The 23,511-nt window shown below is 59.7% G+C and carries 23 protein-coding genes and 1 pseudogene; 3 read left to right on the top strand and 21 right to left on the bottom strand.

Going from position 1 to position 23,511, the window contains the following annotated elements:
* Positions 1–3 precede the first annotated feature (3 nt).
* The 12 genes from M5B97_RS09920 to M5B97_RS09975 form a co-directional block, all read right to left on the bottom strand.
* The gene (locus M5B97_RS09920; RefSeq protein ID WP_248731383.1) at positions 4–1,413 is read right to left on the bottom strand and encodes a circularly permuted type 2 ATP-grasp protein; all 1,410 of its coding nucleotides are present in this window, start codon (positions 1,411–1,413) and stop codon (positions 4–6) included.
* A 395-nt stretch (positions 1,414–1,808) separates the two neighbouring features.
* Positions 1,809–2,150, bottom strand: coding sequence for a ribonuclease E inhibitor RraB (locus tag M5B97_RS09925; protein ID WP_060756266.1), 342 nt, complete (start codon positions 2,148–2,150; stop codon positions 1,809–1,811).
* Positions 2,151–2,364: 214 nt separating this feature from the next.
* Entirely contained in the window at positions 2,365–2,601 is a 237-nt protein-coding gene (locus M5B97_RS09930) for a hypothetical protein (protein ID WP_123714270.1), read from the bottom strand.
* A 103-nt stretch (positions 2,602–2,704) separates the two neighbouring features.
* Positions 2,705–3,310: an START domain-containing protein gene (locus M5B97_RS09935; RefSeq protein ID WP_123714269.1), complete on the bottom strand. Its 606-nt coding sequence runs from the start codon at positions 3,308–3,310 to the stop codon at positions 2,705–2,707.
* A 41-nt stretch (positions 3,311–3,351) separates the two neighbouring features.
* Positions 3,352–3,606 (bottom strand): YkgJ family cysteine cluster protein, encoded by a 255-nt coding sequence (locus tag M5B97_RS09940; protein WP_134657072.1) that lies wholly within the window; start codon positions 3,604–3,606, stop codon positions 3,352–3,354.
* Between the two features lie 164 nt (positions 3,607–3,770).
* Positions 3,771–4,244 (bottom strand): translation initiation factor 2, encoded by a 474-nt coding sequence (locus tag M5B97_RS09945; protein WP_248731384.1) that lies wholly within the window; start codon positions 4,242–4,244, stop codon positions 3,771–3,773.
* Between the two features lie 104 nt (positions 4,245–4,348).
* Complete coding sequence (locus M5B97_RS09950; protein ID WP_123714266.1) at positions 4,349–5,788, bottom strand: PLP-dependent aminotransferase family protein; 1,440 nt, start codon at positions 5,786–5,788, stop codon at positions 4,349–4,351.
* Positions 5,789–6,047: 259 nt separating this feature from the next.
* A complete protein-coding gene (locus tag M5B97_RS09955) occupies positions 6,048–6,860 on the bottom strand; it encodes an OmpA family protein (protein WP_248731385.1) in 813 nt (270 codons plus the stop codon).
* Positions 6,857–7,219, bottom strand: a complete 363-nt coding sequence (locus M5B97_RS09960) for a DUF4398 domain-containing protein (RefSeq protein ID WP_123714264.1) — start codon at positions 7,217–7,219, stop codon at positions 6,857–6,859. The genes M5B97_RS09955 and M5B97_RS09960 overlap by 4 nt, the downstream gene beginning before the upstream one ends.
* Before the next feature lie 9 nt (positions 7,220–7,228).
* Positions 7,229–8,044: a transporter substrate-binding domain-containing protein gene (locus tag M5B97_RS09965; RefSeq protein ID WP_248731386.1), complete on the bottom strand. Its 816-nt coding sequence runs from the start codon at positions 8,042–8,044 to the stop codon at positions 7,229–7,231.
* A gap of 73 nt (positions 8,045–8,117) precedes the next feature.
* On the bottom strand, positions 8,118–9,047 hold the full coding sequence (locus M5B97_RS09970) for an FAD-binding protein (RefSeq protein ID WP_123714263.1): 930 nt from the start codon (positions 9,045–9,047) through the stop codon (positions 8,118–8,120).
* Between the two features lie 2 nt (positions 9,048–9,049).
* Positions 9,050–9,799 carry an electron transfer flavoprotein subunit beta/FixA family protein gene (locus M5B97_RS09975; protein WP_014719538.1) on the bottom strand — a complete coding sequence of 250 codons (750 nt, stop codon included), beginning with the start codon at positions 9,797–9,799 and terminating at the stop codon, positions 9,050–9,052.
* 505 nt (positions 9,800–10,304) lie between these two features.
* Here M5B97_RS09975 and M5B97_RS09980 point away from each other — a divergent pair.
* The gene (locus tag M5B97_RS09980) at positions 10,305–11,969 is read left to right on the top strand and encodes an electron transfer flavoprotein-ubiquinone oxidoreductase (RefSeq protein WP_248731387.1); all 1,665 of its coding nucleotides are present in this window, start codon (positions 10,305–10,307) and stop codon (positions 11,967–11,969) included.
* 48 nt (positions 11,970–12,017) lie between these two features.
* Here M5B97_RS09980 and glyA read toward each other — a convergent pair whose 3' ends face one another.
* From glyA to M5B97_RS10005, 5 genes are all read right to left on the bottom strand, one after another.
* Complete coding sequence (gene glyA / locus M5B97_RS09985; RefSeq protein WP_248731388.1) at positions 12,018–13,256, bottom strand: serine hydroxymethyltransferase; 1,239 nt, start codon at positions 13,254–13,256, stop codon at positions 12,018–12,020.
* An 11-nt stretch (positions 13,257–13,267) separates the two neighbouring features.
* Positions 13,268–14,521, bottom strand: a complete 1,254-nt coding sequence (locus M5B97_RS09990) for a threonine synthase (RefSeq protein WP_123714260.1) — start codon at positions 14,519–14,521, stop codon at positions 13,268–13,270.
* A gap of 88 nt (positions 14,522–14,609) precedes the next feature.
* Positions 14,610–15,041 carry a Rid family detoxifying hydrolase gene (locus M5B97_RS09995; RefSeq protein ID WP_123714259.1) on the bottom strand — a complete coding sequence of 144 codons (432 nt, stop codon included), beginning with the start codon at positions 15,039–15,041 and terminating at the stop codon, positions 14,610–14,612.
* 29 nt (positions 15,042–15,070) lie between these two features.
* The gene (locus tag M5B97_RS10000; protein WP_123714258.1) at positions 15,071–16,243 is read right to left on the bottom strand and encodes an FAD-dependent oxidoreductase; all 1,173 of its coding nucleotides are present in this window, start codon (positions 16,241–16,243) and stop codon (positions 15,071–15,073) included.
* Positions 16,240–17,445, bottom strand: a complete 1,206-nt coding sequence (locus M5B97_RS10005; RefSeq protein ID WP_123714257.1) for a benzoate/H(+) symporter BenE family transporter — start codon at positions 17,443–17,445, stop codon at positions 16,240–16,242. Before M5B97_RS10005 ends, M5B97_RS10000 begins: the two co-directional genes overlap by 4 nt.
* A gap of 349 nt (positions 17,446–17,794) precedes the next feature.
* Between M5B97_RS10005 and M5B97_RS10010 the strand changes: the two genes are divergently transcribed.
* A complete protein-coding gene (locus M5B97_RS10010) occupies positions 17,795–19,183 on the top strand; it encodes a PLP-dependent aminotransferase family protein (RefSeq protein WP_123714256.1) in 1,389 nt (462 codons plus the stop codon).
* Here the strand turns inward: M5B97_RS10010 and M5B97_RS10015 are convergent.
* A complete protein-coding gene (locus M5B97_RS10015; RefSeq protein WP_123714255.1) occupies positions 19,180–20,073 on the bottom strand; it encodes an AraC family transcriptional regulator in 894 nt (297 codons plus the stop codon). The genes M5B97_RS10010 and M5B97_RS10015 overlap by 4 nt on opposite strands.
* A gap of 224 nt (positions 20,074–20,297) precedes the next feature.
* Between M5B97_RS10015 and M5B97_RS10020 the strand changes: the two genes are divergently transcribed.
* Positions 20,298–21,350, top strand: a complete 1,053-nt coding sequence (locus M5B97_RS10020) for an NAD(P)-dependent alcohol dehydrogenase (RefSeq protein ID WP_134657078.1) — start codon at positions 20,298–20,300, stop codon at positions 21,348–21,350.
* Here the strand turns inward: M5B97_RS10020 and M5B97_RS10025 are convergent, their stop codons facing one another.
* The 3 genes and pseudogenes from M5B97_RS10025 to araG all read right to left on the bottom strand — a co-directional run.
* Positions 21,351–22,154 (bottom strand): IclR family transcriptional regulator, encoded by an 804-nt coding sequence (locus M5B97_RS10025; protein WP_123714253.1) that lies wholly within the window; start codon positions 22,152–22,154, stop codon positions 21,351–21,353.
* A gap of 142 nt (positions 22,155–22,296) precedes the next feature.
* The gene (araH, locus tag M5B97_RS10030; RefSeq protein ID WP_123714290.1) at positions 22,297–23,262 is read right to left on the bottom strand and encodes an L-arabinose ABC transporter permease AraH; all 966 of its coding nucleotides are present in this window, start codon (positions 23,260–23,262) and stop codon (positions 22,297–22,299) included.
* A gap of 17 nt (positions 23,263–23,279) precedes the next feature.
* Positions 23,280–23,511: pseudogene (araG, locus tag M5B97_RS10035) on the bottom strand (L-arabinose ABC transporter ATP-binding protein AraG); the annotation flags it as partial.

Below are 23,511 nucleotides of genomic sequence, written 5' to 3' on the forward strand. Positions count from 1 at the left end.
GCATCAGTCCTCGACCACCCAAGTGTCTTTGGTGCCGCCGCCCTGGGACGAGTTGACCACCAGCGAGCCTTCACGCAGCGCCACGCGGGTCAGGCCGCCGGGCACCACGCGGGTTTCCTTGCCGGACAACACAAAGGGACGCAGGTCGATATGACGCGGTGCAATGCCGTTTTCGACGAAGGTCGGGCACGTGGATAAACACAATGTCGGCTGGGCGATATAAGCGTGGGGTTTGGCTTTGATGCGGGCGCGAAAGGCTTCGATTTCCGCCGCCGTGGACGCCGGGCCCACCAGCATGCCGTAGCCGCCGGAGCCTTGGGTTTCCTTCACCACCAAGTCCGGCAGGTTGGCCAGTACGTGGGACAGTTCGTCAGGCTTACGACATTGGAACGTCGGAACATTCTTCAGGATAGGTTCTTCATCCAGATAGAAACGGATCATCTCGGTGACGAAGGGGTACACCGACTTGTCATCCGCCACCCCGGTGCCGATGGCATTGGCCAGCACCACGTTGCCCGAACGGTAGGCGGCGAGCAGGCCGGGCACGCCGAGCATGGAGGCCGGATTGAAGGCCAGCGGGTCGAGGAACGCGTCATCGAGTCGACGATAGATCACATCCACGGCCTTGGGGCCATCGGTGGTGCGCATGAACACGCGGTCATCGCGCACGAACAGGTCGGCTCCTTCCACCAGTTCCACGCCCATTTCCCGGGCCAGGAACGCATGTTCGAAGAATGCACTGTTGAAGCGCCCCGGCGTCAGCACTACCACGCTTGGGTTATCCAGGGGGCTTGAGCTTTTGAGGGTATCGAGCAACAGGTTGGGGTAATGATCGATCGGTGCAATGCGCTGGGCGGCGAACAGTTCGGGGAACAGGCGCATCATCATCTTGCGATCTTCGAGCATGTAGCTGACACCGCTCGGTGTACGCAGATTATCTTCCAGCACGTAGTAGGTCCCGTCGCCATCCCGTACGAGGTCGACGCCGGAGATGTGGGAATACAGGTCGCGGTGTAGATTCAGACCTTGCATAGCCAGCTGGTACTGCTCGTTGGCCAGCACCTGTTCAGCGGGAATGATCCCGGCCTTGATGATGCGTTGGTCGTGATACAGGTCGGCGAGGAACATGTTCAGCGCCTTGACCCGCTGGACGCAGCCGCGTTCGACAATGCGCCACTCGCTCGCCGGTATGCTGCGCGGGATCGTATCGAAGGGGATCAGGCGCTCGGTGCCCTGCTCGTCCCCATACAGGGTGAACGTGATCCCGGCCCGGTGGAACAGCAAATCGGCTTCACGCCGGCGTTGGGCGAGCAGCTCGGCAGGGGTTTCGGCCAACCAGCGGGCGAATTCGCGGTAATGGGGGCGGACCTGGCCGGCCCCATCGTACATCTCGTCGTAATAAGTGCGGATCATGCCGTACTCCTTGTCACCCGGACGCAAGAACCATCGCAAGGCCCGTGCCATCGGCATAAACACTTATAAATCAGTCTTTTGGATAACCAGCGAAATCCAGCCGCACCGTCCTGGTGCGAAGAATGCCCGCCGTCTTGCTTCACGCTTCATCCCAATGCGGGCTTTGACTATCAACAGCATAGACAGAGTTGATTTCATTGCCCGGCAGCCTCCAGGGATAATCACTCCATCTGCTGAACTGCCTTCAGCGCTCCGCTCTTCCCTTTAGGCCACCCTCATTGGGTGGCTTTTTTTTGAGGCCGAAAAAGTGCAGCGCAAGTTCAGAACATTTTCAGACGACACAAACAAAATCGGCCGACCCGAAGGTCAGCCGATACGTTGAGGCCCTACACAAACTACATGGGCAAGCCGCGCACCTCCTGCTTCACGCCCCAACCCTCGATGATCCCGCCCAGCGGCTCGACCACCGCTTCAAAGTCTTGCTCGAAGTCTCCTATACCGTCGTAGGTCGCGGACATGATTTTGCTCAGTTCCAAGTACCACGCGCCATCGTCGCGCGCGCTGACCTGGGCATTCAGCGATTCCCCACGAAATCGACCCGCAGCCCTGCGCGCCCGCTCTTCATCGGGGAAAATGGCGTAGAACTCAATGGGGTGAAAACGCGAGAAGTCGAAGCCGCCTTCTTTCATGCGGCGCAGAACATGGGTGCTGATATCTTCTTGATAGGCTGTGCTCATGAAACGTCCTCCTCAAACCGATGGATAGACTTTCCGTGCTTCCCGAAGCCTGCGCCGTACTGGCGCAGGAGCTACGGCAATAACAACACCGCTGGAAAACAAGCATGTAGCTGACAAGACCAGACCTTAGCGATTCATTCGCTGATCTCGTTTGCAGAGTAGCGCGAAGCTATCACCTCCACCAGAGGTGGTTTGGATGACTTACAGGGATTGTTCAGGCAGCAGGTGAGATGTCGAGAATCTGGATACTGTTCTGGTCCTTGAGGATCTTGACCGTAGGCTCAGGCTGGCGTCCCTCAAGGTCATTGAGGTCGAGTTCGGCGGCCACGGGCACCAGCTTGCTGCGGATCATGTGCGCCGCATCTTCGAGGCTGGGCTTTTGCGCGCAATCGAATTGCTCCACGGACTTCACGCCGTGGTCATCAACAAAGGTAATCTGCCACTTTTGCATCGGTGCCTCCTCGATAAAACCCAAGTGTGGGCTCACATCTATCTTGACCTTGGGGGCTCGGCAAATGTTCCACCCAAGGTCGGAGGCACCTGATCAACCACGTTTATTTTTCAGCGTGTTCTTTCAAGGCTTTCAAGGTGTTGAACGGGGCGTCCACCACGAACTTGTTGGCCAGCCACGACGGCACGCTGCCGCCTGGCTCGGTGTGCACCTGGTAAGTCACTTCGGTCTGGTTGTCGCCTTTGGGCACGAGCTTCCAGAAACCCTCAACCTGGGCCACACGAACATAGCCTTTGACTTCCGGCTGGTAGGTCGGCACTTCCAGCAACTTGCGGGTCACGGTGCCGTCGGCAGCCTTGGAGGTGGTGATTTCGAGGATGGAGTCGCGGTCGGTCACCGGGAACGGTGCCTTGAACTGGGTGTAGGTCCAGCTCTTGTCGCCTTCCTGCTTGAGCAGCTTTTGCGATTTGCATTCGTGAATCCAGGAACAGGCACCGGCCACGTCTTCCTGCAAGGCCTGGATCTTGGCAACCGGGGCCTTGATCACTGTGACGCCGCGATAAGCCTTGTACTTGGAGCCGGCGATTTCGCTCAAGGACACCTTGATACCGTCCTCGTCCTTGGCAACCTGCCAATCTTCCGCCTGGGCAGTGGCAGCGAACAACACTGTAAAACCGCACAATACCGCCATTCGTTTCAGCGAACCCATTGTTGTATTCCTTATTGTTGAAGTTCCGATAGTAAAGCCCATCAAGCCGCCGTCATCTGCTCCCACCAGCCAATCAGCCGGATCGCGTCGGCCTGGTCGTTGCCGCAGACCTCGATATCCGCCTTGAAGTCGCTGCACACCGCCGGTCGCTCCGGACGGCCAAACAGCTGGCACAGCTGTTCGACCGACAAGTGCACGCAGCGTTCTCCCGCGGGTTTGCCGTTGGGCATTCCCGGCAGCGGTGAACTGATGGAGGGGGCGATGCAGCAAGCGCCACAGCCTTCACGGCATTTCATGACCAGCAGTCCTCGACGACGGCTCAATAGAGATGGCCGGACTAGAGTACGCTCTAAAACAGCCGTTTTAAAATGGTCTAACAGGGGTTTTTCGCACAAAACAAAAATGACTGACCAGTCTGCGACAGATGGTCAAAGGCGAGCGTCACGTTGCAGGGAAAAGTTTACTGCTTGAATTCGAAATCCAGCGCGGCGCCTTCCACTTCACGCCGTTCTTCGTTACGCAGTTGTAGCTTCATCTCATTACTGAGCAAGCGGCCGTTGATCTGGAATGCGCTGTTATCAGATGGCTTTTCGCCAAACATCGGCGGCAACAACGGCACGCTCTTGGGCTTGGGCATGGTGCCGATTGGCTGCAAGTGCCTCACCATGTCCGTGGGCAAAGACAGGTCCAACTGCGCCGGCGGCAGCTTGGTCTGTGCCACTTCATGGGCCGACTTGGATTTGCTGGCAACCGGTGCACGTTTCTTCGCCGGCGCGGCTTTCTTTTTGGCGGGGGCCGTTTTTTTCGCTGGAGTCTTCTGCTGAGCCTGGGCGGCGGGCTTGGTCTCACTCACGGGCGCCGCGGCCAGCACAGTGCCGACGTTACACAGGGTTAACAGGCCAACCATCCAGACAGCGCGAAAAATAGAGGTCATATCGCCAACAGCATTAACGGCAGAAAGCCATATGCTCGCTTGTTGTGCGCGGCATGACAAGCGCGGTGATCAGCCATGCGGGCGAACTGTCCCCTTTCTACACCTCAAAAGCCTGCCGCCGTTTCCTGGCACAACTGGTTGGCGAGCATGCCAAGGGTCATCAATGCCCGCTCTGCCTCGCGGTTCCACGGCGTCCCACAGTTCAGGCGAATACAGTGGTTGAACTGTTCCGTATTACTGAAGATCACCCCAGGCGCAATACTGATGCCTTGTTGCAAGGCGCGCACGTGCAGTTCCTGAGTATTGACCCGCCCCGGCAAACTGACCCACAGGATAAAGCCGCCGGTTGGCCGGGTCATTTGCGTGCCTTCAGGAAAATACTGCTGCACGGCCAGTTGGAACGCGCTGAGATTCTTCCGGTACTCCTGGCGGATGTAGCGCAAGTGTCGGTCGTAACCACCGTTCTCCAGGTAAGCCGCAACGCCCATCTGGGTGACGCTGCAGGCAGAGTGGGTGCTGAACATCTGCAAGCGCTGGATTTCCTGCTGGTACTTGCCGGCGATCATCCAGCCGATTCGCACACCGGGCGACAATGTCTTGGAAAAGCTTGAGCAGTAGATCACTCGATCCAGGCGGTCATAGGCTTTGAGGGCCTTGGTGCGACCGACTTCGAACATCAGTTCGCCATAGATATCGTCTTCAACGATCTGGATATCGAAATCCGACGCCAGGCGCAGCAACTGTTTCTGTCGCTCTTCCGGCATGGTCGCACCCAACGGGTTGCTCAGGCGCGTGGTCAACACCAGCGCCTTGATCGACCACTGGTTCGCCGCCAGTTGCAGGGCTTCCAGGCTCATGCCGGTGGCGGGATCGCTGGGGATCTCGATGACCTTCAGCCCCAGCAGATCGGCCAGTTGCAGCAGCCCATAATAGGTGGGTGATTCGGCGGCGATCAGGTCGCCGGGACGGGTGAGCACTCGCAGTGACATCTGCAACGCATCCACGCAACCGTGGGTGATCACCACTTCGGACGGGTCCACCACCACGCCGGCGTCGCGCATGCGAATCGCCACCTGGCGGCGCAGCGGTTCGAAACCGGGGCTGAACATGTAGCTGAACGCCCGTGGGCTCTGGAAGCGCGTGACTTTGGCCAACTGTTGATGCAGTGCGCGTACCGGGAGGTAGTCGACACTCGGCACCGCAGCGCCCAATGGGAAGACGCCTTCGCGGCGCGACTCGACCAGTACCTGCTGGATGATGCTGCTGCGGGTGACCAACCCAGGGCGCTCGACCCGCGCGATGTCCGGCGTGGGTGCCGTCAGCGCAGGTGTCTGGTGCACGTAATAGCCCGACTGCGGCCGCGCCCGAATCAGCCCCTGGTCTTCCAGGTTGGCGTAGGCCTGTAACACCGTGGCATGGCTGACGTTGAGCTGGGAACTCATCTTGCGCACCGACGGCACGCGCTCCCCCGGCTGATAGACACCGCGCCGGATGTCCTCAGCCAGTTGCTGGGCAATGCGCTGGTAAAGCAACAGATTGGTCATGACGCAGCACTCGATTTCACGGGTATTTTATTTTTGTGTGAAACATACCGGCACAGTTTAGAAGTGTACGGGGACAGTTGCCACAATAGTCGAGCGCGGGCGGGAGTGACAGCAAAAACTGTGGGAGGAGTTGCCCCGGTACCGTGCAGGAGCGAGCCTGCTTGCGAAAAACCCACAGGCGCCGCATTCATTCAGGCAGCGCGCGTGATCGCTGAGGTTTTTCGCAAGCTCGCTCCTACAGTTGATGTAAGGCGAGTTTTCAGCGAGCGGCGCCCAGTTGGCCCTTTTCGTCAGAAAATACGATTTCCACCCGGCGATTCTGCGCGCGGCCACGCTCGGAGGCATTGGCTTCTACCGGGTACTGGTCGCCGTAACCCTCGACCTCGATACGCTTGTCATCGATACCCAGGTCCATCAACAGGTCCGCCACCGATTGGGCACGGTCGCGGGACAGCTTCAGGTTCTCCTGCTCGCCCCCGGTGTTGTCGGTGTAGCCCTCGACGCGCACACGACGCTTGGGGTTCAGTTGCAGGAACTGCACAATCTTCAGCACTGTACGGTTGGCCGAGTTCTGCAGTTCAGCTTCGCCGGTATCAAACAGCACATCTCCCAGGGTCATCACCAGGCCCCGGTCGGTCTGGGTGGTGAGGCTGGCGATTTGTGCTTCGACCCACTTGCCCTGCTGCTGAACACTGGCCAGTTTGTTTTCGCGCAGGGCCAATTGCAGGCGCTGGCGTTCCAGTTCGAGCTTGGTGCCGCGCTCGGCGTTGAGGCCCTGCTCGGCATGCTCACGGGCGATCGCGCTGTAGCGCTGGCTCAGGTAGGCGTAATGCACCACGTCGCCACCGCTGCCCCAATAGCTGGACAAGCGGTCTGCACGGGCCAGGGACTCGCCCGCGCGAATCACGTCTTTAGGCGCGAAACGCAACACGTTGGCGTCTTCCTTGACCTTCTGGAAGTCACTGCCGGCCTGCTGCAATGCCTGCTCGCTGTTGGGCTGGCTGGCGCAACCACCCAGGGCGGCACTGCTCAGCAACAGGACACAACTCAAACCACGCATGATCGGGCTCATTGGGCGTCTCCCAACTGCAACTGCTTGCGCAGGCGAGTGATGCGGGTGTTGAGCACGTTCAGTTGTTCCTGGCTTTTGCGGGTCAGAATCCGCGCTTCGGCGAGGCGCGCGTCCAGCTCGGCCTGTTCAGCCTGCATACGCGCGTCCTTGTAGGACTGGCCAGCCATATCCGCCTTGGCCTTGGCGAACTTGTCTTCAGCCAGTTTCAGTTCAGGCGATTCGTCGGTGTTGGCACCCACGGCGCTGGCTTGTTCCAAGGCTTGCTGGGTGAGGCGCATTTGTTCATTCGGCGCAGGATCAGCTGCACATCCCGCCAAAGCGACAACGGCGAGGGCCGCGAGAAAAGGTCGAAGAGTCACGGTAAATCCTTACTTTGCTGAGGTGCCGACCGGTTGCTGCAGTTGCGCTTTCCAGCGCTCAAGATTGCGCTGCAGCGCGGTGTTCGCGACGTCGGACGTGGGCAATTCTGTCATCTTTTTGGCCAACTGTCCGCGTAGCCACGGGTCATTGCAGGCCGAGTTGTGGGAAACCGCCAAGTACAATCCGGGCTGGTCGACAGGCGTTTCGCGCGCAATCAGATCATTGCTCATGCCCAGGCTCTGGGCCATGGCCATCCCGGAATAGCGTCCGGCAAGTACGTAGTCCACTTCCCCGAGCAGCAACTTCTGGAAGGCCTGTGTCAGGCCAGGCAAGCGTTGCAGGCTCAACTGCTGGCCCGCAAAGGTTTCAAAGCCTGCGCTCAAGCGGGCACGCTCCGACACCGCACCTTCATGCCCATGCAGGTCGGCGGCCGTGGCGTAGATCAGGGGCGAATCCTTGCGGGTCCAGACCAGGTAATCGATCTGCACCAACGCGGGGTGGATGTAATCGAGGGTTTCCAACTCGCCCAGGTTCAGCGGCGCATCGGCGAGTATGTCCATGCGCCCGCTGCGCACTTCATCCAGGGCCAGGGAGCGCTTGCCGCCGTAGAGCAGGTCGATTTTCAGCCCAAGGTCCTTGCCTACTTGTTGCAGCACGTCGGCGGTAGCACCTATCAAATGCGTCGGGTCTTGGGGATCGCGCCACAGCAAGGGCGGTGCGTCCGGGCTGCCGGTGATCACCAGGCGCTCACACTTGCCGGCGGCCAGCGCCAGGTCTGGCAGCAGCGTGAAGCCCAGCAGTACCGCCCAGGGGCGCAATTCCATGGCGAAGCTCTCCGAGTAGTCAAAAAAAAGCCCGGTCACAAGGACCGGGCTCTTTATAAGTGAAGCCGCTGGATTAGACCAGCTTCTCCAGCTCAGGTACGGCTTCGAACAAGTCCGCCACCAGGCCGTAATCAGCCACCTGGAAGATCGGTGCTTCTTCGTCCTTGTTGATCGCAACGATCACTTTGGAGTCTTTCATACCGGCCAAGTGCTGGATCGCACCGGAGATACCGACAGCGATGTACAGCTGTGGCGCAACGATCTTGCCGGTCTGGCCGACCTGCATGTCGTTGGGTACGAAACCTGCGTCGACCGCGGCGCGGGAAGCGCCGACCGCAGCGCCCAGCTTGTCGGCCAGGGCGTACAGGTGTTTGAAGTTGTCACCGTTCTGCATGCCACGACCGCCCGAAACGACGATCTTGGCAGCGGTCAGCTCAGGACGATCCGATTTGGCCAGCTCTTCGCCAACAAAGCTGGAAGTACCAGCGTCGTGGGCGGCAGCAACGGCTTCAACGGCAGCCGAACCACCCTCGGCTGCAACCGGGTCGAAACCGGTGGCGCGTACGGTGATGACTTTTACCGAAGCGTTGGACTGTACGGTCGCGATGGCGTTACCGGCGTAGATCGGGCGCTTGAAGGTGTCGGCGCTTTCGACCGAGATGATCTCGGAGATCTGATCAACGTCCAGCTGCGCGGCAACGCGTGGCAGGATGTTTTTACCGTTGGAGGTCGCGGCAGCCAGGATGTGGCTGTAACCAGCGCCCAGCTCTGCAACCAGCGGGGCAACGTTTTCCGGCAACTGGTGAGCGTAGGCCGCGTTGTCGGCGACCAGTACTTTGCTCACACCAGCGATTTTTGCAGCGGCTTCAGCCACGGCGCCAACGCTTTGGCCGGCGACCAGAACGTGGATATCACCACCGATTTTGGCGGCGGCGGCGACAGTGTTCAGGGTGGCCGGAGCCACTACCTTGTTGTCGTGTTCTGCGATTACCAAGATAGTCATGGTTAGATTACCTTCGCTTCGTTTTTCAGTTTCTCGACCAGTTCGGCCACCGACTTGACCTTGATGCCCGCGCTGCGTGCAGCCGGTGCTTCAACCTTGACGGTCTTGTTGGTGGAGGCGGTGGAAACGCCCAAAGCATCTGGAGTCAGCGTCTCAAGCGGCTTCTTCTTGGCTTTCATGATGTTTGGCAGCGACGCGTAGCGTGGCTCGTTCAAACGCAGGTCGGTGGTGACGATGGCCGGCAGTTTCAGGGAAACCGTCTGTGCACCGCCATCGATTTCACGGGTAACAGCAACGCTGTCGCCGCTCACTTCGACTTTGGAGGCGAAGGTACCCTGGCCGTAACCGGTCAGTGCAGCCAGCATCTGGCCAGTCTGGTTGTTGTCGCTGTCGATCGCCTGTTTGCCGAGGATCACCAGTTGAGGCTGTTCCTTGTCGACCACGGCTTTGAGCAACTTGGCAACGGCCAGGGAGGTCAGCTCTTCAGCGGACTCGACCAGGATGGCACGGTCGGCGCCCAGGGCCAGGGCAGTACGCAACTGCTCTTGAGCAGTGGTCGGGCCGATGGAAACCACCACGATTTCAGTCGCCACGCCTTTCTCTTTCAGGCGCACAGCTTCTTCCACGGCGATTTCGCAGAAAGGGTTCATCGACATCTTGACGTTGGCGAGGTCGACGCCGGAATTGTCCGCCTTGACGCGAACTTTCACGTTGTAATCGACAACGCGTTTGACAGCTACAAGAACCTTCATGGATTCCTCGTTACTCTCCGGTGAAAAGAAAGTCGCCTAGGCGAACCTGGCGGTTGATGCTCATCGGCACACAAGGGCACCTCCAAAAACCGCAGAGATGGCGCAGCAATGGGATAGCGATGACCGTTCGTCAGTGGTGACCGGGAGGTCATTCCTTATCGCAGTGTGTAAACTGCGCGCCATCGTTCAGGCTAGCGTGACCTGTCTTGCTTTTGGACGTGCTCTTGAAACCTGCAGTCTGCCTACGGTAAGCGCAAAACCGACCGTATATTGACCGGAACGCCTATTCTGGTCAATACGCCAAAATAGCCAGTCATAAGCCGCGTTGCTTTGATTTACCTAGCTTCCAAGGGATTCAAACAAACGTTTGTATTGGACGCTGACAGTGGTCTATATATAATGCGCCACCTAGAGAGCAAGGTGGGTCGGCCTAGACGCCAGACGACACCGAAACCTCCACCCATTAGAAAAAAAAGCCTGTTGAGCCTTGAGTAGGAGATAGCCTGTGGAACGCGAATACATGGAATTCGACGTGGTCATCGTCGGCGCCGGCCCGGCGGGGCTGTCTGCCGCCTGCCGACTGAAGCAGAAGGCCACCGAAGCCGGTAAAGAAATCAGCGTCTGCGTGGTCGAGAAAGGCTCCGAAGTCGGCGCCCACATCCTCTCCGGTGCCGTGTTCGAACCACGCGCCCTGAACGAACTGTTCCCGGACTGGAAAGACCTCGGCGCCCCGCTCAACACGCCTGTGGTGCGCGATGACATCTATGTACTGCGCAGCCCCGAAACCTCTACCAAGGTGCCTGACTTCTTTGTGCCCAAGACCATGCACAACGAAGGCAACTACATCATCTCCCTCGGCAACCTGTGCCGCTGGCTGGCCCAGCAGGCCGAGAACCTGGGCGTGGAAGTCTATCCGGGCTTCGCTGCCCAGGAAGCGCTGTTCGACGAAAACGGCGTAGTCCGCGGGATCATCACCGGCGACCTCGGTGTCGACCGCGAAGGCCATCCAAAAGAAGGCGTCTACACCCCAGGCATGGAACTGCGTGGCAAGTACACGCTGTTTGCAGAAGGTTGCCGTGGCCACATCGGCAAGCAACTCATCCAGCGTTTCAACCTGGACAGCGAGGCCGACGCCCAGCACTACGGCATCGGCTTGAAGGAAATCTGGGAAATCGATCCGGCCAAACACCAGCCTGGCCTGGTGGTGCACACCGCCGGTTGGCCGCTGGACATCATGAGCGCCGAAAACACCGGCGGCTCGTTCCTCTATCACCTGGAAAACAATCAGGTGGTGTTGGGGCTGATCGTCGATTTGTCCTATAGCAACACCTTCCTGTCGCCCTTCGATGAGTTCCAGCGCCTCAAGCACCACCCGGTGCTGGCCCAGTACCTCGAAGGCGGCAAGCGCATCAGCTACGGCGCCCGCGCCATCTGCAAAGGCGGCCTTAACTCGTTGCCGAAGATGGTCTTCAAAGGTGGCGCACTGATCGGTTGCGATCTCGGCACCCTGAACTTCGCCAAGATCAAGGGCAGCCACACCGCGATGAAGTCCGGCATGCTCGCCGCCGACGCCGTGGCCGACCGTTTGTTTGCCGAATCCGAAGGCGGCGACGAACTGACCGCTTACGTCGACAACTTCAAGTCCAGCTGGCTCTACGAAGAATTGTTCGCCAGCCGCAACTTCGGCCCGGCGATGCACAAGTTCGGACCGATCCTCGGCGCAGGCTTCAACTGGTTCGACCAGAACATCCTCGGCGGCAAGATGCCGTTCACCCTGCACGACACCAAGCCGGACTACGCCTGCCTCAAGCTGGCCAAGGACAGCCAGAAGATCGACTACCCCAAACCCGACGGCAAGCTGAGCTTCGACAAGCTGAGCTCGGTGTTCATCTCCGGTACCAACCACGAAGAAGAACAGCCGTGCCACCTGAAGTTGAAAGACCCAAGCATCCCGATCGGCACCAACCTGCCGCTCTACGATGAACCGGCACAGCGCTACTGCCCGGCGGGCGTGTATGAAGTGATCACCCAGGAAGACGGCGAGAAGCGCTTCCAGATCAACGCCCAGAACTGCGTGCACTGTAAGACCTGTGACATCAAGGACCCTTCGCAGAACATCACGTGGGTCACCCCGGAAGGTGCGGGTGGGCCGACTTACCCGAATATGTAAGCCAGCCGCATAAAAAAGCCAACGCCCTTCGGCGTTGGCTTTTTTGTATCAGCGCAACAAATACACCGGAAAACATTCACACAAGTGCATCACCCGGCGTCGCGTCTTATCCAGCAGCGCCGCGTTGTTCGGCTGCTCCAGCAAGTCAGCGATAAGGTTCGCCACTTCGGCGCACTCCGCTTCGCCAAAGCCCCGAGTGGTCAGCGCCGGCGTACCGATGCGAATGCCGCTGGTGACCGCCGGTTTCTGCGGATCATCAGGGATCGCATTCTTGTTCAGTGTGATGTGGGCGCTCTCCAGCAACGCCTCGGCATCTTTGCCGGCGATGTTCATTGAGCGCAGATCGAGCAGGAACATATGGCAATCCGTGCCACCGGACACCACACGCAAACCACGGCGAGTGAGAATGTCGGCCATGGTGCGGGCGTTGTCGATCACCCGTTGCTGGTAGTGCCTGAACCCATCGCTCAGCGCCTCATTGAACGCCACGGCTTTGGCGGCGATGACATGCATCAGCGGCCCGCCCTGATAAACGGGAAAAATGGTCTTGTCGAGCAGCGCCGCGTATTGCGTCTTGGCCAGGATCAAGCCACCGCGCGGGCCACGCAAGGTTTTGTGGGTGGTGGAGGTGATGAAATCGGCGATACCGACCGGCGATGGGTACACGCCGGCTGCGATCAAGCCGGCGTAATGCGCCATATCCACCATCAAGTAGGCGCCGACTTCATCGCAGATCTTGCGGAAACGCTGGAAATCGATGGTTCGCGAATAGGCAGAAGCCCCGGCGATGATCAACTTCGGCTTGTGCTCTCGGGCCAGCGCTTCCATCTCGGCGTAGTCGAGAGTCTCGGTTTCACGCTCCAAGCCGTAGGAAAACGCCTGGTAGAACTTGCCCGAAAAATTCACCGAGGCGCCGTGCGTCAAGTGACCGCCATGAGCCAGGGACATCCCCAGGATAGCGTCGCCCGGTTCAAGCACCGCCAGAAACACCGCCTGGTTCGCCTGGGACCCGGAGTGCGGCTGGACATTGACGTACTCGCAATTGAACAGTTTGCGGGCACGTTCTATGGCCAGGTTTTCGATCTCGTCGACAACGCTGCACCCGCCGTAATAGCGCCTGCCCGGATAGCCCTCGGCGTATTTGTTGGTGAGCACCGAGCCCTGGGCCTCGAGCACTTCGTCGCTGACGTAGTTTTCTGACGCAATCAATTCCAGGTGAGTTTCCTGACGGTTGCGCTCACGATCAATCAGGCGGGCAACGGCGGGGTCAAAATTCTGCAGGCTCATGCTGTGATTCCTCAGGTGAACTCGTCGGCCAGTGCCGCAGGCACAGGATGCGATTGCACCCGTGAAGGGTTTCTGGCCGAGTCGGATAGAAAAATGGAGGTGTCTTTCAAGCCGCTGCCGGTGATCAGGATCACGGCAGTTTGCGCAGTGCCGGGATTCTCCTCGGCATATTTAAGCAGGCCGGCGAAAGCGCTGGCGGCGCCCGCTTCGGGAAACACCCCAGTACTGGTGGCTAGCCGGGAAGCGGCGGCGACAATGCTCGGGTCACTGACGCAAATGAACTCGCCCCCACTGGCGGTCACCGCACGCAGGGCCTTGAGACGGTCGCGCGGCAGGGCTACATTGATGCTGCTGGCCAGGCTGGTGGGGGCAATGCGTTCTACCTGCTGCATTGGCAGGTCACTGCGCCAGGCTCGGTACATAAAATTGCTGTGCTCGGCCTGCACACCGATCAGGCGCGGAATACGCTCAATCCACCCCAACTGCAGCAAGTCGAAAAAACCCTTGTACACCGAGCCGAGAATGCAGCCATTACCCACCGGCACAAACACCAGGTCCGGTACTTGCCAGTTGAGCTGTTCGCACAGCTCGAACGCTACGGTTTTCTTCCCTTCGCTCATGTACGAATTGATTCCGGTGGTGCGGTTGTACCAGCCGTGGGTTTCGCAGGCGTCAAGGCATTGTTCGAAGGCTTCGTCGTATTGGCCGTCCACCAGCACAATCTCGGCGCCGTAGCCTTGCATCTGCGCGAGCTTTTCCCGGGGTGCGCTCTTGGGCAGGTAAATCACATTGCGCAGCCCCAAGCTGGCACTCATCCCGGCCAGAGCCGAAGCGGCGTTGCCGGTGCTTGCCACCGCGATGGTGCGCGCGCCGCATTGCATGGCATGGGCCACTGCCAGGGCACTGGCACGATCCTTCAGCGACCCGGTGGGCTGACGGGATTCATCCTTGATAAAGACTTTGATCCGCGCCCCCTTGCCGAGCAGTTCCGGGCGCGAATACAGCGGCGTGTTCCCCACCAGCAACGGCGGAATGAATTGCGTCGAACTCAACGGCATCAACCGGTCATAGCGCCACATGCCACGGGCATGCTCGTGGGCCAGACTGCCCCTGGACCATTCGCGTTTGAGCGTCGGGTAATCGTAAAGCGCATCGAGCGCACCCTCAGTCTTGCAATGAGGGCAGTAATAGCTGACCTCATGCGGCTGGTAGCTGCGATCACAAACCAGGCACTGCAACACATACTCTCTATACGAATGATTCATAGCCCCCTCCTGAAAGTATGGTGTGCGGGTGGTTCCCGCCGAAGCCGGCCCCTTTGGGCCGGCGGGCACTTCACGGACGGAAGGTGTTTCAGACCACCATGATCGCGTCGATCGCAACCAGGGTGTTGCGTGCCAGGGCACTGGCGCCGGCAGTCGTACGGGCTGGATACGGTTTGGTGAAGTACTCCTCCATCACCCGGTTGAGCGTCGGAAATTCGCTCAGGTCAGTGATGAACGCCGTGACCTTGACCACATTCGCCAATGTGCCACCCGCCGCTTCGGCCATTTGCTGCAAGTTGTCCAGGGTCTGCCGCAACTGGCCTTCGAAGTCCTTGGCCAGCACCTCATTGCTCAACGCCGAGACTGGAGTCTGCGCCGAGAGGTAAATAGTTTGCCCGTGACTGACCTTGATTCCCTGGGAATACGTACCCAGGGGCAGCGGCGCCTTGTCAGTGAAAATCACGTTGTCTTCGCCCAGGAAAGGCTTGGCGACAGGCTGGAGCTGAGCATTTGTCTGCATGGTGACGTTCCTTGTTAAGCGGGTTGGGGTTAGTGCAAATCGGCAACCTGTGTGACGGCCAGGCCTGAAAAATCCTCGTCACGGCAACGGGACGGGGAAAAATGCTGATAGTTGAGTTTCAGCGCCGCGAGGTCCGCTGGCATGGCGATGCCCAGCGCTGCGTGGCTGCACAACCGGGCAATGGCCGGCGCCGCCTGAATGCCGTAGCCACCCAGCGCGGCCAGCCAAATAAAGCTTTCTTGCTGTGGATCTTGGCCGAGTACCGGGGAACGGTCAGCGACGAAAGTGCGCAGGCCCGCCCACTTGTTGATGATCGAGCGTGGGCGTAAACGCGTCGTGCTTTGCAGACGGTCCATCGTGATGGCCAGATCCAGTTCTTCCGGCAGCGCATCGCAAGGCAGCGAGGGGCTTTCATCACAGGGTGAAACGATCAGACGCCCGGCTTCGGGCTTGATGAAAATATCTTCGTCAATGGTGCCCAGGTAAGGCGTGTGGTGCACGTCACAGTGCGGGTCAACGGCCAGCACCGTGCGACGCAGCGGCCGCACACCGACCTTTTCCATACCGCAGCGCTCGGCGAGTTCATCCGACCAGGCACCGGCGGCGTTGACCACGACGGCCGTTTCCAACCGTTGGCCGTCAGCGGTATGCAAGGCCCAGTGACTCTTACGATGTTCGCCGCGAACAACCTCGGCCTCACGTTTGATCACACCGCCGCGGGCCCGAAAACCGCCGAGGTAGGCGCCGTGAATGCCATGCACATCCAGATCGAAAGCGCTGGGTTCGTAGATACCCGCGCTCCAGACCCCTTCGGCCAGGTACGGCGCCAGCTCCAGTACCTGCTTATCGTCAAGGAGCCTGGCGGTCGGAACCTGCTCGAGCACGGCATGCAAACGCGCCGCCAGTGCCTCCACTCGCGAGGCCTGCGCCACGATCAATGCACCGCGTGGCGACCATAATGGGTGTTCGGCCAGGCCTTCGGGCGGGCTCTCGAAAAAGCTCCTGGAAGCACAGGTCAGCGAGCGGATCTGCTGGTTGCCATAGCTTTCCATGGAAATGGCCGCCGAGCGGCCGGTGGTGTGGTAGGCCAACTGCTGTTCCCGCTCGAGCAGGCAGACACTGCCATGGGCCGCCAGCTCATACGCCGCAGACACACCGGCGATGCCACCGCCCACCACAATAAAGTCATAACAGGCACTCATGGTCGGCTGCCCTCGGCCAATGCGGCAGCTTTGCTTTCCCGGGTGTACGTCAGCACAAAGTGCGCCACCAGGCCAAAAATCAGGCCCCAGAAAGCAGCGGCCAGACCGAGGAAACTCATGCCCGAGGCCGTCACCAGAAAGGTAATCAATGCCGCCTCCCGTTGTTTCTCGTCCGCCATAGCACCGGTGAGCCCGGCACTGATTGCACCGAACAGCGCCAGACCGGCCAGGGAGGCAATCAATTCTTTGGGCAATGCGGAAAACACGGAGGCCAGGGTCGCGCCAAAGGTTCCCATCAGGATGTAGAACACCCCGCATGCGATCCCCGCGATGTAGCGTTTATCGCGGTTTTCATGGGCTTCGCGACCGGTGCAGATGGCGGCTGTGATCGCGGCGAGGTTGAAGCCGTGGGAGCCGAACGGCGCCATCAGGACCGAACCGATTGCCGTGACCGAGATGATCGAACGCGCCGCAGTGTTGTAGCCCGAAGTACGCAACACGGCCATGCCCGGCACGTATTGGCCGGTCAATGTCACCAGCGCCAGCGGCAGGCCAATGTTGATGATCGCGTGCCAGTTCCACTCCGGCGCGATAAACACCGGATGAGCCACGGCGATGGTGATTGCACCGCTGTTGAGCTCACCAAACGAGGCGGCCACCGCACACCCGATAATCAGCACTGACAGAATTGCGTAGCGCGGCGAAAAGCGTTTGAACATCAAGTAGGCCGCGATCATCGACAGCACCAGCGCCGGCTGCAGCTTGATCGAGGTAAACAGTTCAGCGCCAAAGCGAAACAGAATGCCCGCCAGCATGGCGGCGGCGATCGCTTTGGGCAGACGACTCATCAGCTTGTCGAACGCGCCGGACAAACCGACTAGCGCAATGATCACCGACGCCACGACGTAAGCACCGATAGCCTGCGGCAGGGTCACAGTGGGCAGCATCGACACCAGCAGCGCCGCCCCCGGTGTTGACCATGCCGTAATGACCGGTACCCGCAGGCGCCAGCTCAGGAACAGACCGGTGATGCCGCTACCGATGGAAATCGCCCAGATCCATGAAGACACCACGTCATTGGTCAGGTGCGCTTCCTTGGCAGCCTGAAACACGATGATCAAGGGGCCGGCATACGAAATGATCACGGCGATAAAGCCCGCGATGACGGCTGACAGGGATAGATCCTTTCTGAGTGTGTCCATGATGTCTCGACTTGGCGCGGCGGAGTCGCGCAGTGACCAGTGGATTGATTGAGTCGATTGATTCGATTCAAGACGAGTGTATTTGAATAAATTGAGTTGATTCAATAGCCAATGAGATTGTTACGAGATGTTTTTTTGCCAGCAGCTCTGAATTTGGCGCAATTAATCAAATAATTTATTGATTTATATAACCTTTTTTATTTTAAAAAATATCGTGATCGTCTAATTATCTTCGACCCAACTACGATATCAATCGACTCAATTATCAGATTGACTCGATTTATCAGTTGTCTAACCTCCATGTGATATGCTCGGATATTCATCATTTCTACGATGGCAGTGATCATTCATGTGGGTTCCCCAGCTAAGCGAGTTCAACCAGCCGATGTATTTGTCGATTGCCGATGCGTTGGCGCGCGATATCAATAACGGCGTGTTGAGCGAGGGTGACCGTCTTCCGACCTTGCGAGAACTGGCCACGACGCTGAATGTCACCCCGGGCACCATCAGCCGGGCGTATAGCGAAGCCCATCGGCGTCGACTGGTGCAGGGGGAAGTGGGGCGCGGTACGTATGTGCTTAATCAAAAACAGCTGGAGCTGCCCGCCAGTAACAGCGCTGCAACACTGAACCTGGGTCAGTCCGAACTGCTCGATCTTTCGATCATCAAGCCCTACAGCGAAACCCTGGAGTACTGGCTGCGCGACGCACTCGTGGGCTTGGCCAAGAGCACCGATTTCGCCCGAGCTCTGGATTACGCGCCAGACGGCGGGCACCCGGCACACCGTGAGGCGGGGGCGCAGTGGCTGCGGCATTCGTTGCCCGACGCACAATGGCAGCAGGTGATCATCACCGCCGGCGCGCAGCACGGCTTGATGGTCGCAATGAGCGCCCTGACCAACGCCGGTGACTTGGTACTGTGCGAAGAACTCTGCTATCCCGGCATCATTTCCCTGGCCCACGGCCTTGAACGCCGCCTGCGTGGCGTGCCGATGGACGATGAAGGCATCATTCCCGAGGCGTTGCGCGAGCTGTGCCTGCGGGAAAAACCAGCCATGCTGGTGTGCGTGGCGACCTGTCAGAACCCGACGGCGGCGATCATGTCGCAAAGGCGCCGGGCACAAATCGCGGCGCTGGCGGAGGAGTTCGACTTCATCATTCTCGACGATGACATCTATGGTTTCCTGGCCACCGACCCCTCAATCAAACCCCTGTCGGCGTTTGCCCCGGATCGCTCGGTGTACCTCACCAGCCTGTCGAAGTCGGTGATGCCCGCGCTGCGCATCGGCTATCTCTATAGCCCGCCAAAACTACTCTCACGTCTCACTTCGATGGTGCGCAGCAGCGTATGGATGCCATCGCCGCTGACCGCGCAACTGGCCAGCAACGTCATCACCGAAGGCCTGGACAAAAAACTGATTCGCATCCAGCGCAACGAAGCCGCCGGAAGGCAGGCCATTGCTCAGGAGATCTTCGCCAACTTCGAACTCAAGACCCAGCCGTATTCCTACCATGTCTGGCTGACACTGCCGGAGCCTTGGACCAGCGACGAATTCACCATGCTGGCGCGCGCCAATGGCGTCCTGGTACTCAGTGGCACGCAGTTCCAGGCTGAACGTTCCGGGGCCACGCGCAGCGTGCGACTGGTGCTGATGTCGCCCACCAGCCAGGACGAATTGCGCTTTGCCCTGACCAAATTGGCCAGCCTGATCGAGTCCGACCCGCGACGTTATTACTAGGCCGCTCGCTCTTCGCCCGGATTGCGCAAAAAGTAGCGTTTGTATTCCCGGCTGAACTGCGACGTGCTCTGATACCCCACGCTGTGCGCCGCCTGTGCCACGCCCATGCCTTCCACCAACAATAACTGCTGGGCCTTGAGCAAACGCAGACGCTTCAGGTACTGCACCGGCGACAACAAGGTGCAGCGCTTGAAATGCTCATGAAACGTCGACGCGCTCATATGCGCATACCCCGCCAGGGTCTCGATATTCAGCGGCTCGGCATAATGGGCGTGCAGGTGATTCAACGATGTGGCAATCCGTGAAAACTGCCCCTGCTGTTCCACCAATGCGCGCAGGACATCAGCCTGAGGCCCGCGCAACGCGGTGAACAACAACTCGCGCACCCGCGCCGGCCCCATGATCCGGCTCTCCAGCGGATCATGCAGGCATTGCAGCAGCCGTTCGACACACCCGCGCATCGCATCATCGAGCACCACCGAACTCATCGACTCCAGCGTCTGCGCCGTCGGCGGCGGCCCGGCCTGAATGCCCATGGCCATCACCAACTCACCCAGCACGACACGATCAATGCCCACCGTCACGCCCAGCAACGGCGCATCCGACGCCATGGCAAACGTCTCGCACTCGAACGGCACCGGCATCGCCTGGATCAGGTAGTGCCCGGCGCCGTACTCCAACGTGCGCGGGCCCAGGTAGGCAACCTTGCTGCCTTGGGCCACGAACATCAGGCTCGGCTCATAGATCTGCGGCCCGCGCGCCACGTCACAGCTGGCGCGCAGTACTTGCACGCCGGGCAGATGAGTGGGCGAAAAACCGTCGCGGGGCGCAAGCCCTTCAATCAAAGCAACCAGCGGAGCATTGGCATCGAGATGGCGGGTCAACAACATAAAAGCAGTTCTCGGAAAAAACACGTCTTGGTGCAGGCTAGCTAGCTTCAAGCCACAAGCTGCAAGAAAGTACGCAGTTTATAGCTTGCCGCTGGCAGCTTGCCGCTTTTAGCTGCTCCTCCGGAGCTTTAGGCATGAGACTCGGAGCATTTGCCATGTTCGCTCCCAGGGTCGGCGCGCAAAATGCGCCACCTCACTTGTCCAAGCTTTTGCGAGGTTTCCCCATGTACACCGCCATCGGTTATGCCGCCCAGTCGGCCACCACTCCCCTCGCCCCCATGTCCTTCCAGCGCCGCAGCCCACGCGCCGATGACGTGGCCATCGAGATCCTTTACTGCGGCGTCTGCCACTCCGACATCCACCAGGCCCGCAACGAATGGGGCATCGCCGTGTACCCGCTGATGCCGGGCCACGAGATCGTCGGCAAGGTCACCGCCGTCGGCGCCAAGGTCACCCAGCATAAAGTCGGTGACCTGGTCGGTGTGGGCTGCATGGTTGACTCGTGCCGTCACTGTGAGGCGTGCAAGTCAGACCTGGAACAATATTGCCTCGAAGGTCCGACCATGACCTACGCCACCCCGGACCGCGTAGACGGCAGCAACACCATGGGCGGCTACTCGGACAGCATCGTGGTCAGCGAGCACTTCGTGGTGAAGATCCCGGCCAAGCTCGACCCGGCCAGCGCCGCGCCAATCCTCTGCGCCGGCATCACCACCTACTCGCCGCTCAAGCATTACGGCGTGAAGGCCGGCGATAAAGTCGGCGTACTCGGCATGGGCGGCCTGGGCCATATGGGCATCAAGTTCGCCAAGGCCATGGGCGCGGAAGTGACCTTGTTCACCCGCTCCGCGAGCAAAGCCGAGGAAGGCCGTCGTCAGGGCGCCGACCATGTCATCGTATCCACCGACGCCGAGCAGATGAAAGCCGCTGCCGGGCACTTCGATTTCCTGCTCGACACCATCCCCGTGCAGCACGATCTGAACCCCTACCTCGACGTACTGCGCTTTGACGGCGTACACATCCTGGTCGGCCTGATCGAGCCGGTTGACCCACCGGTGCATGCCGCCAAGCTGGTGCTGGGCCGCAAAGTGTTGGCTGGATCGCTGATCGGCGGCATTGCAGAAACCCAGGAAGTGCTGGATTTCTGCGCCGAGCACAACATCACGTGCGACATCGAAATGCTCGACATCCGTCAGATCAACGAGGCCTACACCCGCATGATCGCCGGTGATGTGAAGTACCGCTTTGTTATCGACATGGCGACCCTGAAAGCCTGATCAGGCTTTCGCGCCTAACTCCGCTGACAGCCGGGCTGCGACCTGTTTGACCACAGGGATCAGCTCGGCCATTTTCTCCAGCGGCATGTAGGGCACGGTACTGGCGATGCTGATGCCGGCGACGATTCGCCGGCTGGCGTCGCGCACCGGTGCCGCCACACAACGGATCGATGGTTCGTTGTCTTCCAGATCGAACGCATACCCGCCCACCACGTATTCACGCATGCGCTGTTCGAACTGTGCCCAGGACTGCTCCGGGTGCTGCGGCCATGCCTGGCTTTTGCCACTGGCCGGCAAGCTGACTTCGTACAGGCGCTGCCACTCCTCCACACTGTCATCCAGCAGGAGCGCCTTGCCGATACCGGTACGCGCCAACGGCATGCGATGGCCAACTCGCGAGCGCATTTCCGGGCCATTGCGGCCGGGGTTCTTGTGCAGGTAGAGCACGTCGTCGTACTCACGAATCGCCAGGTGAATGGTGTCTCCGGTCAGTGCCGACAATTCATCCAGATACGGTACGGCCAAGCTCACCAACGGCAGCTCTTCGCGGGCCTGAAACCCCAGTTCGATCAACTTCGGCCCCAGCAGATAACCGACTTGCGGCACCACGCGCAGGTAACGCTCCTCCACCAGGCAGCTGGCCAGGCGGTGGGTGGTACTGCGGGTAGTGCCGATGCGCTTGGCAATCTCTTTCAAGTCGCGCGCACCGGCCGCTACCGCCTGTACCACGCCCAGGCCACGCAGCAGGGTCTGGGTGCCGGTGGGGGCGGCGTCTTTGACGGGGGTGTGGGCGTTTTCCTGCATATCGGGCCTATAAGTATGAAAGCGGGGGCATTATGGCAAATGATGAACGCGAACACAGCGCACATAAAAATGTATGTAGAAGGAGGCGAGCTCCCGACGGCTGTGTATGGCCGCTATCGGGAGCAGGCCCCTTTGCACACGTTCAGCGTTGCTTCATGCGATCAATGATGACCGCCAAAAGCAGGATCGAACCACGGATCACGTACTGGTAGAACGTGTCGATGTTTTTCAGGTTCATCGCATTCTCAATGATCGCCAGAATCAACACCCCGGCAATCACATGCCGAATCATGCCGATCCCACCGCTCAACGACACCCCGCCCAATACGCAGGCGGAAATTACCGTCAGCTCAAACCCCTGGCCGATCATCGGCTGGCCCGAGGTCATGCGCGAGGCGAGGATCACTCCGGCCAAGGCGCCGATCAAACCGTGCACGGCGAAGATGATGATCTTGGTGCGATCGACGTTTACCCCGGCCAGCAACGCCGCCTCCTGGTTGCCACCGATGGCCATGGTATTGCGCCCATACGTGGTGTAGTTGAGCAGCCAGCCGAAGAACACAAAACACAGCACGGTAATAATGATCGGCACCGGCACGCCCATCAGTTGACCGTTACCGAACACGAAGAAGCTTTCATCCATCACCCCCACCGCCTTGCCGTTGGAGAAGATGTAGGCCAGGCCGCGCACGATCTGCATGGTCGCCAGCGTCGTGATCAACGCGTTGATGCGCAACTTGGCAATGACGATACCGTTGATCAGCCCCACCACCAGGCCCATGGCCAACGCCACCGACACACCGAGCACCACGCTGTCGGTGTCGCGGATCACAATCCCCGCCACCACGCCGGCGCAGGCAATCACCGAGCCCACCGACAGGTCGAAATGCCCCGATGCCAGGCAGAACAACATGGTGCACGCCGCAATGCCAACGGTGGAAATCGCCAGGCCCAGGCCACGCATGTTCAGGGGCGAGAGGAAGTTGTCGATAAACAGTGCGCTGAGCACAAAGATGGCCAGCGCCGCCAACAGCATCACCCAATCATCAAGAAACTTGCGCTGGTTGAAGCCCGGCCAGAAGCCTTTTGCAGTTTTTACCTCGGACATCATTCACCTCGCATTCTTCAAGCCCGCGAACGCGGGAGAGCCAGTTGCAACAGCCGTGCTTCATCCGCCTGTTCGCGAGCCAACTCGCCGGCCAGGGCGCCTTCGCTCATCACCAGGATGCGGTCGCTGATGCCCATCACTTCCATCAGGTCGCTGGACACCACAATCACCGCAATACCGCTCGCCGCCAGGTTGTGGATGATCTGGTAGATCTCCGACTTGGCGCCGATGTCGATACCGCGCGTGGGC

Origin of the sequence: Pseudomonas sp. MWU13-2517, from assembly GCF_023242545.1 — a bacterium.
In the GTDB taxonomy this organism is placed as follows: domain Bacteria; phylum Pseudomonadota; class Gammaproteobacteria; order Pseudomonadales; family Pseudomonadaceae; genus Aquipseudomonas.